Source organism: Micromonospora sp. PTRAS2, assembly GCF_054052245.1.
The window spans coordinates 209,501-222,896 of the sequence record NZ_JBSWBU010000005.1 but is presented as its reverse complement, the minus strand read 5'-3'; the positions used below and the strand labels follow the sequence as shown (position 1 = coordinate 222,896).

The following is a 13,396-nucleotide window of genomic DNA, read 5'->3' as shown; positions in this document are numbered from 1 at the left end:
CGATTCCGCGTCCGCCGGACACACGCACGGGGGAGAAACCACTCCATGCCCTTGAACAGCCCTTCTATCAGGACAACCGGGGTGAAGGCGATCGGGTCGGTCGTCGCGACGAGTGTCGTCGCGGCGGGCGCGGCCATCGCCCTGGCCGCCCCGCGGGCCGCCGCCGCAGCCCCTGTGGCACCCGTCGAGAGGCCGGCCGCTGGCCCGCTCGGCGTGGACCGGGCCATGGCCGAGGCGCGACGCACGGGCCGGCCCGTCGAGGCGACCGCCGCCGGCAGCTCCACCTCCACCGTGACCGCCCGCCCCGACGGCACCGTCGAGCTGACCCAGACCGCCGTGCCCACCCGCACCCGCGTCGACGGGAAGTGGCGCAGCCTCGACCCGACCCTGGTCCGCCACCCCGACGGCAGCATCACCCCGACCGTGACCACGAACCAGGTCCGGCTCTCCCCCGGCGGCACCGGCCCGCTCGCCGAACTGACGAGCGGCGACCGCGCGCTGTCGCTCACCGCGCCGATGGCGCTGCCCGCGCCCACGTTGTCCGGGCCCACCGCCACCTACCCCGAGGTGCTGCCCGGCATCGACCTCACCGTCCGGGTCACCGGCGAGGGCGGCTTCTCCCACGTCTTCGTCGTCAAGAACCGCCAGGCCGCCCGACACCCGAAGCTGGCCACCCTCGACCTGACCACCACCACCCGGGGCGTCACCCTCACCGCCGACACCACCGGCAACATCACCGGCCGCGACCGCGCCGGACAGGCCGTCCTCACCGCACCCGCCCCGACCATGTGGGACTCCGCCACCGGCCGCAACGAGCGGCCCACCGCCGCATCGAGTGCCGCCGCGCCGGGCCGGACCGCGAGGAGCGCCCCCATCGGCGTACGGATGGCCCCCGGCACGCTGCGCCTGTCCCCGGACCGGAAGCTGTTCGACGACCCGACGACCGTCTACCCCGTCTACGTCGACCCCACGTTCAACTGGACACCCGTCGGGCCCAAGATGTCCGGCTGGGCCACCATCTCCTACCAGCACCAGTCCACCAACTTCTGGAAGGACACCCCCGACCTCATCGGCCGCATGCAGGTCGGCAACTCCGGCAGCCAACGCTCCCAGACCCTGATCAACTTCCCGGTCCCCTACAGCACCCTCGCCGGGGCCGAGATCTACGACGCCATCTTCAAGATCACCAACACCCGGTCCTGGAACTGCACCGACAAGACCGTCAACATCTACGCCCCCGCGACCACCCTTACCTCCGGCAACGCCACCTGGAACCACTGGGAAGGCGTGTCCAACGGCCCCCTCGCCGCGTCGAAGAGCTTCGCCTACGGCTACAGCGGCTGCGACGCCGCCGCCGTCTCCTTCGACGTCACCAACCAGATCGAAGCCGACGTCACCGCCAAGAAGCCCACCCGCACCCTGTGGATGATCGCCGCCAACGAGGCCAGCGACACCCAGAGCTGGAAGGAGTTCCTCGAAACCAGCCCCACCCTCACCATCCGCTACAACCACAAGCCCAACACCCCGACGGGGATGACCACCTCACCCACCACGTCCTGCGCCGCCGCCAGCCCCACCGTCGTCGGCGACACCTCGGTCTCGCTCTACGCCCCGGTCTCCGACACCAACCGCGGCACCCTCGGCGTGACCTTCAAGCTGTGGAAGGCCAGCGCGCCCGGGACGCTGCTGGTCAACACCAACCCGAACCTGCTGACGTACTCGTCCGGCAGCACCGCCGTGTACGTCGTGCCCCGCGCGACCCTCGCCGCCGCCGCCGGCGTCACCGGGACCAGCAACGGCGCGCCGACCACCTTCGCCTGGCAGGTCCAGGCCACCGACTTCCGCACCCCCAGCAACTGGTCGGCCACCTGCCGGTTCACCTTCGACGCGACCCGCGCCGGACCGCCGCGGATCTCGCCGCCCGCCCAGACCACCGTCGGCGTCCAAGCCACCTTCACCGTCGCGCCGCCCGTGGGCGGCACGCTGCCGACCGGCTACACCTACCAGCTGAACGCCGCGCCGCCGGTGACCATCACCGCCGACGCCAGCGGCAACGCGACGATTCCCGTCCGACCCACCCGGCTGACGAACACACTCTCCGTCACCAGCGTCACGGCGGCGGGCCAGAACTTCGGCGAGACCGACACCCTGACCTTCAACGCCATCCCCCCGGCCACTCCGGCGGCCGACGGTGACCTCACCGGCGACGGCCGGGCCGACCTGCTGAACGTGGGCTCCGCCAACAACCTCGCGGCGGGGATCTGGCTGGCGGAGAACAACGGCGCGGCCGGCGTCAACCCGAGCATCAGCAACATCGGCGCCCGGGGCAACGGGGTCTCCGGGAGCAACTCACCGTCCGACTTCGACGGCACCCAGGTCGTCAGCGGTCGCTTCCTGGGCGGCAGCTTCCAGGACGTCCTGGTCTACTACCCGGCCGCCGACCCCGTCCGCGCGGAGCTGATCGCCGGCAACGGCGACGGCTCGGTGCTGCGCCCCGAGCGGGTCGAGAACCAGTTCGGCATCGAGGGCTCGTTGCTGAACGACCCGAACGGCAACCCGCCGATCCAGCTCGCCAACGCCGGCGACAGCCGGCAGGCCGGCTCCGGCTACCCCGACCTGATCGGGACCAGCGGGGACGCCGCCAACGGCTACTTCCTCACCTACTATCCCAACTTCGGCATCCCCGGCGGCTACCTCGGCACCCAGCACACCACCGCGTCGACCCCGACCGGTGGCACGGACTGGAACAACTGGCGCATCGCCACCGCCGAGGCGTCGGACGGCACCGCCATGTTCCTGTGGAACCGGACCACCGGCGCGCTGCACCTGTGGACCGGCCTCGCGTTCAGCCAGGACACCGGGCAGCTCACCTACACCGCCCGCACCCTCGCGGCGTCCGGCTGGAACACCGGCGCGAACCTGAGCCTGCGCGCGGGCGACATCAACGGCGACGGCACCGTGGACCTGTGGACCGTGGCCGCCGACGCCGCCACGACCGCCTGGCTGGTGACCGGCCTCCAGGCCGGCAGCGCCACCGTCACGGCGCAGCCGAAGCAGACCCTGATCACCTCGGACCACACCTGGAAGTTCGACGACCTCGGCGACGGGGCGGTCACGACCGCGACGGACGTCACCGGCGGCAGCACGCTGACCGCCTCCGGCGGCGACGCCTACTGGCGCAGCGACGACCTGTTCAGCCCGGCCCTCATCATGAACACCGACGAGACCGGCACCACGGTGAACCCCACGGGCGACGGGGCGCTGACGGTCAACAGCCCGCTGATCGACACCACGAAGTCGTTCAGCATCTCGGTCTGGGCCAAGCCGACCGCGGCGGGCGGGGTCATCGCCAGCGAGGACGGCGCCAACGCGTCGCGCTTCCTGCTGTGGAACAACACGAGCGACAACACGTGGCGCTTCGGCATGGGCAACGCCGACAGCGGCTGGTCGTACACCCAGGTGGTGACGCCGGCCGGGACGGCGCTCGGCGTCTGGACGCACCTGGTGGCGACCTTCAACGCCAAGACCCGGACGATCTCGCTGTACGTCAACGGGGTGCTCAAGGGCAGCGCCCAGTTCACCGCGACGCCGACGTGGCCCAGCGGCGGCAAGTTCGTCGTCGGCCGCTACCTCTACCAGGGCCAGCCCACCGCCTACTACGCCGGGATGATCAGCAACCTCCAGGTGTGGAAGCGGGCGCTCACCCCGACCCAGGTGGGGGCCACCAACACCGTGCCGGCGACCGGGGCACGCACCCCGTTCGGCGCGACCACCTGGACGCCGCCCGGCACCGGGACCACGGAGACGGACATCTACGCGGCCGACACCGGCGGCAACCTGTGGCGGTACCGCAAGCAGAACGCGCAGGTGGGCACCCCGCGGCTGATGTCGACCGGGTGGAACCAGTTCACCGTCTTCGGCATCGCCGACTGGGACCACGACGGCAACCAGGACATCGTGGTCCGCGACAACACCTCCTGCGAGCTGCAGGTCTTCCTCGGCACGGCCGACGACCTGAGCGCCACACCGACGTTCCTGGGCAACCAGTGGTGCAACTACCGCCCGTACGGGGTGGCCGACTGGAACCGCGACGGCTTCCAGGACGTGATCACGGCGGGCTCCACCAACGACCTGTGGGTGTATCCCGGCGACCTCGCCGGCGGCACGAGCGCCCGGGTGGACATCGGCGACGGCTGGTCGACCGACTACGCCCCGTACGGCATCGCCAACGTCGTCGGCGATGCCACGCCGGACGTCTACGCCCGGGTGGCGAGCACCGGCATCCTGCGGTTGTACGACTTCCCGGCGGTCAGCATCACCCAGGTCGGCGTGGGCTGGGGCGGTTACACCTCGTTCGGCCTGACCGACTTCAACCGCGACGGCAAACCCGACGTCGTCGCCCGGGAGAACTCGACGGGGATCCTGTGGCTGTATCCCGGCGCGTCGGCGGGCCTGTTGAGCGCCCGCAGCCAGATCACCACCGGCCGGTGCCGAGCGGGGGCGGGTCAGACCAGGCCGGCGTCGCGCAGCAGCTTCCACAGGCCCGCGCCGTCCGGCGCGGAGAGCCACTTCTGCCCCACGGGGCCCGAGGAGGAACTGCCCGACGGGGTGGGCAGGCTGCCGGCGAGCACCGACTGGGTGGGTGACAGCCGGCGGATCGCCACGCCGGCCACGTTGTCGGGGTGCCCGGCGGCGAACTCGCGGTAGATCTCCGGGTCGTGCTGGCCGTCGTCGCCGATGAGCAGCCAGCGCACGTCGGGGAACTCCCGCGACAGCCGGGCCAGGGTGGCGCGCTTGTGTTCCCGGCCGCTGCGGAACCACCGGTCGGCCGTCGGCCCCCAGTCGGTGAGCAGCAGCGGCCCGGCCGGGTAGAGGTGCCGGGACAGGAACCGGGTCAGCGTCGGCGCGACGTTCCACGCGCCCGTGGACAGGTAGAACACGGGCGCGCCGGGGTGGGCGGTGACGAGGCGCTCGTAGAGCACCGCCATGCCGGGCACGGCGGCGCGGGCGTGCTCGTCGAGGACGAAGGTGTTCCACGCGGCGAGCAGCGGACGCGGCAGGGCGGTCACCATGACCGTGTCGTCGATGTCGGAGAGGATGCCGAACCGGACGTTCGGGTCGAGGACGCGGATCAGTGCCTCCACCGGCTCGGCGTCGGCGACGCTGAGGCGCACCGACGCCCAGCCGGGGGTCAGGTCGGCCTCGACGACGGTGTCGACGAAGCCGCTGCGGTCGGCCTTCGCCTCGTGCGTCACCCCGCCGGCCTCGATGGTGACCGTCACGTGCTTGGCGGGCAGGGTGGTGAAGCTGCGCCAGCCGCGCACCTTCTCCAGCCGCTGCCGGGACCGGGTGTCGGGGCGGCCGAGCAGCACCCGGCACAGCACCCGCGCCCAGCCGGGGGCGCCGTAGCCGGCGTACGCGATGATGTTGGTCTGCCACCCGGTGCGCCGCAGCCGACGCTCGACCAGGTTGTGCACGGCGTCCTCGAACCGCGCGGCCCGGTGCAGGTTCGGTACGGCCAGTTCGCCGGCGGGTGTCGGTGGCACACGGCAACCCTGCCACACCGCGGCGACGTCGGCCACGCGAGCCGCCGGCTCCGCGACGGCCGCACGGGCGACCTCGGCCCGCCCCCGGTCTGCGGCGATCCGGCCCGGCGCGTCCCGGGCGCGTGACACACTCCGGTCGGGGCGACGACGGGGGCGTTGGTCGTGTCGACAGCTGTGCGGGACCGTGGGCGGTGGCGTCCGGCGCTCGACCGGCCGGCGCTGGCGGCGCTGCTGCTCGGGCTGGCCGGGTTCGGCTACCGGCTGGTCCTCACGCTGCTCACGGTGCCCGTGTCGAACAGCGACGAGGCCACCTTCGGCCTGGCCGCGCTGCACATCGCCGCCGGCCGCGAGCACCCCGTGTTCCTGTACGGGCAGCGCTACATGGGCATGGCGGAGGCGTACCTGGCGGCGCCGCTGGTCGCCGTCGCCGGGCCGAGCTGGCCGGTGCTGCGGCTGCCGGTGCTGGCGCTGTGGGCGCTGTTCGTGTTCCTGGCCTACCGGCTGACCCGGCGGATCTGCGCGCCCTGGTTCGCCGTGCTGGTCGTCGGCCTGCTCGCGCTCGGCCCGGAGCGGGTGCTGCGCGACCAGTTGCAGGCGGTCGGCGGGCGGCCCGAGGTGAAGCCGGCGGTGCTGGCGATCCTGCTGGTGGCGGTGGGGCTGGCCGACGGGCGGGTGCGGTCCCGGCCGCTGGCGGCCGGGGTGGCGGGGCTGCTGGCCGGGCTGGCCGTCTGGTCGGACTGGCTGATCGTGCCGTACCTGGCGGCGGCCGTCCTGCTGCTGGCCTGGGTGCTGCGCCGGGAGCTGCTCGGTTGGTGCGGGGCGGCGCTGGCCGCCGGGTTCGCCGTCGGGGCGGTGCCGCTGATCGTCGACAGCCTGCGCGCGCCGCCGGGGCAGGACTCGCTGTCGGTGGTGCGGCGGATCAGCGGGGAGGCCGGCGCGGCGCCGCCGCTGGCCGAGCGGCTGCGCGGCGGGCTGCTGGAGGGGGTGCCGCTGGCCACCGGGCTGTGCCCGGCCGGCGGCTGCGCCCGCTGGCAGCAGTGGTTCGGGGTGGCCTACCCCGTGCTGCTGGTCGCCGCCGCGGTGCTCGCGCTGGTCGCGTACCGGCGGGCCGCCGCCCGGCCGGCCGGCGACCGGGTCGGGCCGGCCGCGCAGCTCGCCCTGGTCGCGGGCGCGGCGTCGACCCTCGCGGCGTACGTGCGCAGCCCGCTGGCCGCCACCGACCCGCTGAACAACGCCCGCTACCTGTCGGTGCTGCAGCTGTCGCTGCCGGTGGTGCTGTGGCCGTTGTGGGTGGCGGCCCGGCACGTGTGGCGGGGCCCGGCGGGCGCGGCCGGGCGGCTCGCCGGGGCGTCGGCGACGGCCGCGCTGGCGGGGCTGGTCGCCACGGCGTTGGCCGCCACCGGCCTGTTCGTGGCGGGTCTCGGGCCGCTGCGCGTCGAGGAGCGGCAGGCCCGGCAGCTGGCCGACGTGGTGCGCCGGGCGGGGCTGCAAGCGGTGTACGGCGAGTACTGGACCTGCAACCGGCTGGTCTTCGAGACGGCGGAGGAGGTGCTCTGCGGGGTGCTCGACGGGCGGCTCATGCCGGGGCAGAACCGGTACCGGCCGTACTGGCGGCAGGTGGCGCTGGCCGACCGGCCCGGTTACGTGCTGGTGGCCGGCGGCCCGGCCGACCGGCGGCTGCGGGAGCTGCTCGGCCCGCGCGCCGGGGCGGCGCTGCGCGCCGAGGTCGGCCGGTATCGCGTGTACCACCCGGAGACGGCCGTGCGGCCGTGGCGCTGAGCGGGGTGCGTACGCTGGCCCGACCGGCGCGCACGTCGCCGGGTGCGCGAGGAGTCGTGAGGCGATGCTCATCCTGCTGCCGCCCTCGGAGGGCAAGGCCGACGCCGGGACCGGCCGGCGGCTGGACCTGACCCGGCTGTCCCTGCCCGAGCTGACCGACGCCCGGGCGCGGGTGCTGGCGGCGCTGGTGGGGCTCTGCGCGGGCCCGGCCGGGCCGGGGGCCCCGGACGAGACGGCGGCCCTGGAGGCGCTGGGGCTGACCCCGGGGCTGGCCGGCGAGCTGCGCCGCAACGCGCGGCTGGAGCGGGCGGCCACCGCCGAGGCGGGCCGGCTCTACACGGGCGTGCTCTACGAGGCCCTCGACCTGGCCACGTTGCCGGCGGCGGCGCAGCGGGCGGCCCGCCGGTCGGTGCTGATCAGCTCCGGGCTGTGGGGCGCGGTGCGGCTCACCGACCGCATCCCGCCGTACCGGTGCCCGATCGGGGCGCGGCTGCCCGGCGTGGGGGCGCTGTCGGCGTACTGGCGGCGGGAGCTGGGTCCGGCGCTGGAGGCGGCGGCCGGGCGCGGCCCGGTGCTGGACCTGCGCTCCGGCGCGTACGCGGCGACGTGGACCCCGCGCGGCGAGCTGGCGGAGCGAACGGTGACCGTGCGGGTGCTGCACGAGCGGGACACCCCCTCCGGGCCGGTCCGCAGCGTGGTGAGCCACTTCAACAAGGCGACGAAGGGGCGGCTGGTGCGCGACCTGCTCACCGCCGGGGCCCGGCCGCGCACCGCCGACGGGCTGGTGGCCGCCCTGCGGGAGGCGAAGTACACGGTGCTGGAGCAGCCCGTGGCGGCCGGGCGGCCCCGGGCGGTCGACGTGGTGGTGACGCAGTTGTGACGCTCTGAACTGTCGCAAGATTTCCTCAAGCCTGGCGGCCACGGGTACCACCGGGCCGTCCGGCGGGCCACGGTATGGGGTATCCGACGCCGACAAGGAGACTGTGGTGCCCCTCGAACCCACGCTGCTCGACCGGCCTCGTCTTCCGGCGACCCCGGCCCCGCTGGACTGGGTGACCCTCGCCGACGCGTTCGAGGTGGCCTGCCTGTTGCGCTGCGTGTCCGCGCCGGCCGCCCCGGCCGCACCCGTCCGGGCCGGACGGCGGCCGGCGGCCCCCGCCCACCCGCACACCGGCCCCGCCGCCGAGTTCAACCGGGAGGACGCGGCGCACCGGATGCGCCAGCTCCTGGCCCGGCTGGAGATCCCGGTGCGGCACGAGGTGACCACCGGTGGCCTGCGCCGCCGTTACGAGCTGCACCGCCTCCAGGTGGCCCGCGAGCACCGGGCGGTGTACGCGGCGCTGGTGGAGACCGGCTGGCGGCAGGGTCGCCGGGAGCTGCTCGGCGGGCCCGCGTCGGGGGCGTCGGCGCCGCGCCGCACGTGGCGGCCCCGGCTGGCCGCCGCGGCGTGGCGGGCGTCGCTGCTGGCCGGCGGCCGGCACGTGCGCCGGCACATCCTCGGGATCCGGCTGACCGACCGGGAGCTGGCCGCCGTGCTGGTCCGGGGGGCCGCCCTGCTGGAGGTGCCCGCTCTGCTGCGGCCCGGCGCGGGCTGCTTCGTGGTGAGTGTGGCCGACGGCCCGGACCGGGACCGCATCCTGCACAGCGTCACCCTGGACCCGGCGACCGGGCCGGGGGTGGCCGCCGTCGGCTGACCGGCCCCGCGCACCGGCCGCCCCGCGCGGGCGGGGACGGGCCCGCCCAGCGGCGGGTGCGGCCCGTGGGCTTGCGCGGGCGGCGGTGCACCGCGCAGAGTGCACCGGGTGAGCCGTAGCTGGACTGTGCCCCCGCGCGCCGCCGGCGTGGCGGCGCTGCTGCTGGTGCTGGTCGCGGCGGCACCCGGGCTCGCCGGCTGCCAGGACTCGCCGGGCGAACCGGTGTCGATCCGCATCGCCACCGGCAGCCCCACGGCCGTCTACCACGCGTTCGGCCGGTCGCTGGCCGGCATCCTCAACCGGGAGCTGCCCGGGGTGCGGGCGAGCGTGGTGGTGACCGCCGCCTCGGCGGAGAACATGCGCCTGGTGGGCGCGGGCCAGGCCGAGCTGGGCTTCACCCAGGCCGACGTGCTGCCCACCGAGCGGGAGGAGCACCCGAGGGTCCTGGCGGTGGCGCGGGTCTACGACGACCTGCTGCACCTGGTCACCACGGCCGGCAGCCCGGTCCGCACGGTGGCCGACCTGCGGGGCCGGCGGGTCTCCGTCGGCGCGCCCGGCTCCGGCACGGAGATCACCGCCACCCGGTTGCTGGAGGTCGCCCACCTCGGCGGCACCGCCGTGCGCCGGGAACGGCTCGGCCTCGACGACTCCGTCGCCGCGCTGCGCGCCGGCCGCATCGACGCGTTCTTCTTCTCCGGCGGGCTGCCGGTGCGCGGCGTCGAGGAACTCGCCGCCGGCAGCGCCGTACGGATCGTCGACCTGGGCGAGTGGACCGAGCCGCTGCGGCGCAGCTACCGCGAGGTCTACGTGTCCCGCGACATCCCCCGCTCGGTGTACGGGGTGGAGCCGGTCACGACCGTGGCGAACCCGAACTACCTGGTGGTCCGGGCGGACCTGCCGGAGCCGCTGGTGCGCGAGGTGACCCGGCTGCTGATGGAGCGCCGCGCGGAGCTGGCGGCGGCCCACCCGGCGGCCGGCCGGATGAGCCCCCGGTCGGCGATCGCCACCGCCCCGCTGCCGCTGCATCCGGGGGCCGCCGCCTGGTACCGGTCGGCCAAGCCCTGACCGGTCAGCCGGCGTCGTCCGCGACCGGGGCGTGGGCGGGTGCCGCGTCGACCGCGTCGGGGGCCGGGAACCACAGGCCGGCCACCAGCCCGCGCGGCTGCCCCGGCCGCATGGTGAGCCGGCCGTCGGAGGCGTCGACGAGGACCGCCACGATGGTCAGCCCGAGCCCCGCCCCGTCGACGTTCTGCACCTCCGGGGCCCGCCAGAACCGCTCGGTGGCCCGGTCGAGCTGGTCGAGGGTCATGCCCGGTCCGGTGTCCCGGACCTCCAGGGCCACCCCGTCGTCGGCGCGCCCGACGCTCACCGTCACCTCGCCGCCCGTGCCGCTGAACTTCACCGCGTTGTCGATCAGGGCGTCGAGCGCCTGGTCGACCGCGGTCGGCACGGTCCGGGCGTACGCCGGGCCGTCGGCCGTGGCCAGCCGGAGGGTGACCGACCGGTGCCGGGCCAGCGGCTGCCACGCGGCGACCCGCGACGCGGCCACGGCCGCCGCGTCGACGGTGACCCGCTGGTTCTCCTCGCGCTCGGCGCGCGCCAGGGTGAGCAGGGCGTCGAGCAGCAGCGCCAGCCGGTCGGTCTCCTCCAGCGCGAGCCGGTGCTCGGCCCGCCCCTGCGGATCGGTCAGGCTCGGCCCCAGCTCCTCGACCCGCAGTCGCAGGGCGGTCAGCGGGTTGCGCAGCTGATGGCTGGCGTGGGCGACGAACGCCCGCTGCCGGTCCATCACGTCGGACACCACGTCGGCCATGTTGTTGAAGCTCGCCGCCAGGCGGCGCAGCTCCGGCGGGCCCAGCCGGTGCTGGACCCGGGCCCCCCGGTCCCCCTCGGCGATCTCGTGGGTGACGGCGTCCAGCTCGGTGACCGGGCGCAGCACCCACCCGGCCAGCCCGAACGCGGTGAGCACGCAGGCCAGCACGGCGACGATGCCGGTCGCCGCGAGCAGCAGCCACCACGCGGTGACGGTACGGCGCAGCGCGCCGGCCGGGGTGGTGATGACGACGGCGCCGAGCACCTCGCCGCCGTCGTTGATCGGCACCGCCACCACGACGGGGCCGTCCGCCCAGGGCCACACCGAGCCCGGGGCGCTGAACTGCTGCCCGGCCAGCGCGTTGTCCAGCGCCGACTCGGTCCCGGCACCCGACCGCCAGCTGCGCGACGCCACCACCGTGCGGCGGTCCCGGTCGACCACCGCCGCGCCGATGCCGTACAGCTCGTCGTAGCTGCTCAGCTCGCCGCCGAGCGGCCCGGGGACGCCGCCGCGCAGCGCCGGCCCGGCGAGCGAGGCGAACCGGGTGGCGTCGGCGAGCCGGTCGGCGCGCACCAGGTCGGTCTCCCGGGTGGCCAGGGTCGCCGCGAGCGGGGTCTCCAGCGCGACGAGCACCAGCACCATCAGCAGCAGGTAGCTGATGACCAGCCGACGACGCACGGGGCTCCCCTCACTCCCCGCGCAGCCGGTAGCCGACCCCGCGTACGGTCTCCACCAGCCGGGGGTCGCCCAGCTTGCCGCGCAGCGACCCGACGTGCACCTCCACGGTGTGCCGGTCGGCCCAGGTGGTGCCCCACACGTCCAGCAGGATCCGGTCGCGGGACACCGCCACCCCGAGCTGCCGGGCCAGCGACACCAGGATGTCGAACTCCTTGCGGGTGAGGGTGACCTCCCGGCCCGCGACCGTGACGGTCCGGGCGGCGACGTCAATGCGCACGGGCCCCGCCTCGATCACGTCCCGCTCCGGGGCGGCGTGCGCGGCCCGACGCAGCACCGCCTCGATCCGCGCCTGCAGCTCGACCATCGAGAAGGGCTTCACCACGTAGTCGTCGGCGCCCAGCCGCAGGCCCAGGACGCGGTCGCGTTCCTCGCCCCGGGCGGTGACGGCGATGATGGCGAGCTGGGCGCTGCGCCGACGCAGGGCGCGGCACAGGTCGGTGCCGTCGCCGTCGGGCAGGGTCAGGTCGAGCAGCACCAGGTCGCAGGGCGCGGCGCGCAGCGCCGCCGCGACGGTGGCCGCGTGCTCCACCTCGTAGCCGCGGCGGGTCAGGGCGGACGACAGGGCGGCGGCCACCCGACGGTCGTCCTCGACCAGCAGGATGCGCAACCCGCCTCCCCGGTTCCTCGTTCTCGACCGTGGAATGGTCGCAGACGCGCCGACCGGGCGGGAGGGCCGCCCGGTCAGTCCCCGTGTGCCCTGCCCGCGTGACCCCCCGGCGGCCCGCCGGTCCCGGCCCGCCGGGGGTGGCCCGGCCGTAGGCTGCGGGGGTGATCTACAAACTGCTGACCGGTACGGAGTGGGACGCCGCCCGCGCCGCCGGGCACTTCGCCGGCTCGGCGGTGGACCGCCAGGACGGGTTCATCCACCTCTCCGCCGCCGGCCAACTGGTCGAGACCGCCCGGCGGCACTTCGCCGGCGCCACCGGGCTGACCCTGCTCGCCGTCGATCCGGCGGCGCTCGGCGCGGCGCTGCGCTGGGAGCCGTCGCGGGGCGGCGAGCTCTTCCCCCACCTGTACGCGGCGCTGCCGGTCGCCGCCGTGGTCGAGGCGCACGCCCTGCCGGCCGACGTGCCGGCCGCCGACGCGGTCGCGCGCCTGCTGGGCTGACCGCTCGCTATGCTCACTCCCGGCCGACGCCCCGGCCGGGCCCTCCGAGCCCACCGCCGGGCGCGGCAGCCCCCGATCCCGCGCGGACGGCGGCGAACACCCGCCGTCGTTCCGCCGCGTCCACCGCCGGCGCCCGGCGCCCCGAGCGATGCGAGTTGAAGGATGACTGACACCACCGAACAGCCTGCCGCGACCTTCGTCCACCCCAGCGCCGACGTGGAGGAGGGCGCCCGAGTGGGCGACGGCACCAAGGTCTGGCACCTGGCCCACATCCGGTCCAGCGCCCGGGTCGGCGCCGGCTGCGTGATCGGTCGCAACGTGTACGTCGACGCCGGCGTCACCGTCGGCGACCTCGTGAAGATCCAGAACAACGTGTCGGTGTACCAGGGCGTGACCATCGAGGACGAGGTCTTCGTCGGCCCGTGCGCCGTCTTCACCAACGACCTGCGCCCCCGGGCGCAGAACCCGGACTGGACCATCACGCCGACGCTGGTCCGCCGGGGCGCGTCGATCGGCGCGAACGCCACCCTCGTGTGCGGGGTCGAGATCGGCGAGTACGCGATGGTCGCCGCCGGTTCGGTGGTCACCCGGGACGTGGCGCCGTACCAGCTGGTCGCCGGCAACCCGGCGCGGCCGAAGGGCTGGGTGGACGAGAAGGGTGAGGTCGTCTCCCGCGACGTGACCAGCCCGCGCCGCCCCGACTGACGGTGGTACGGCGAAAG

The 13,396-nt window shown here is 75.3% G+C and carries 9 protein-coding genes and 1 pseudogene; 7 read left to right on the top strand and 3 right to left on the bottom strand.

Annotated features, from left to right (window positions below):
* Nucleotides 1-45: 45 nt before the first annotated feature.
* Nucleotides 46-3,705 (top strand): annotated as a pseudogene (locus ACVMYR_RS18815) (LamG-like jellyroll fold domain-containing protein); the annotation flags it as partial.
* 800 nt (nt 3,706-4,505) lie between these two features.
* Here ACVMYR_RS18815 and ACVMYR_RS18810 read toward each other — a convergent pair.
* Nucleotides 4,506-5,546, bottom strand: a complete 1,041-nt coding sequence (locus tag ACVMYR_RS18810) for an App1 family protein (RefSeq protein ID WP_043964328.1) — start codon at nt 5,544-5,546, stop codon at nt 4,506-4,508.
* Nucleotides 5,547-5,708: 162 nt separating this feature from the next.
* Between ACVMYR_RS18810 and ACVMYR_RS18805 the strand changes: the two genes are divergently transcribed.
* The 4 genes from ACVMYR_RS18805 (at nt 5,709) to ACVMYR_RS18790 (ending at nt 10,084) form a co-directional block, all read left to right on the top strand.
* A complete protein-coding gene (locus ACVMYR_RS18805; protein ID WP_077937138.1) occupies nt 5,709-7,325 on the top strand; it encodes a hypothetical protein in 1,617 nt (538 codons plus the stop codon).
* A gap of 64 nt (nt 7,326-7,389) precedes the next feature.
* Entirely contained in the window at nt 7,390-8,205 is an 816-nt protein-coding gene (gene yaaA, locus ACVMYR_RS18800; protein ID WP_077937098.1) for a peroxide stress protein YaaA, read from the top strand.
* 106 nt (nt 8,206-8,311) lie between these two features.
* Nucleotides 8,312-9,019 carry a hypothetical protein gene (locus tag ACVMYR_RS18795; protein ID WP_077937137.1) on the top strand — a complete coding sequence of 236 codons (708 nt, stop codon included), beginning with the start codon at nt 8,312-8,314 and terminating at the stop codon, nt 9,017-9,019.
* A gap of 108 nt (nt 9,020-9,127) precedes the next feature.
* A complete protein-coding gene (locus ACVMYR_RS18790; RefSeq protein WP_077937136.1) occupies nt 9,128-10,084 on the top strand; it encodes a TAXI family TRAP transporter solute-binding subunit in 957 nt (318 codons plus the stop codon).
* 4 nt (nt 10,085-10,088) lie between these two features.
* Here the strand turns inward: ACVMYR_RS18790 and ACVMYR_RS18785 are convergent, their stop codons facing one another.
* Together ACVMYR_RS18785 and ACVMYR_RS18780 are read right to left on the bottom strand one after the other, a co-directional pair.
* A complete protein-coding gene (locus tag ACVMYR_RS18785) occupies nt 10,089-11,507 on the bottom strand; it encodes a sensor histidine kinase (RefSeq protein WP_431896790.1) in 1,419 nt (472 codons plus the stop codon).
* 10 nt (nt 11,508-11,517) lie between these two features.
* Entirely contained in the window at nt 11,518-12,174 is a 657-nt protein-coding gene (locus ACVMYR_RS18780) for a response regulator transcription factor (protein WP_457122333.1), read from the bottom strand.
* A 161-nt stretch (nt 12,175-12,335) separates the two neighbouring features.
* On the opposite strand from ACVMYR_RS18780, the gene ACVMYR_RS18775 reads away from it, so the two are divergent.
* The gene (locus ACVMYR_RS18775; RefSeq protein ID WP_043962784.1) at nt 12,336-12,674 is read left to right on the top strand and encodes a DUF952 domain-containing protein; all 339 of its coding nucleotides are present in this window, start codon (nt 12,336-12,338) and stop codon (nt 12,672-12,674) included.
* A gap of 162 nt (nt 12,675-12,836) precedes the next feature.
* Nucleotides 12,837-13,379 carry an acyltransferase gene (locus tag ACVMYR_RS18770; RefSeq protein ID WP_043962783.1) on the top strand — a complete coding sequence of 181 codons (543 nt, stop codon included), beginning with the start codon at nt 12,837-12,839 and terminating at the stop codon, nt 13,377-13,379.
* The last annotated feature ends 17 nt before the right edge of the window (nt 13,380-13,396 follow it).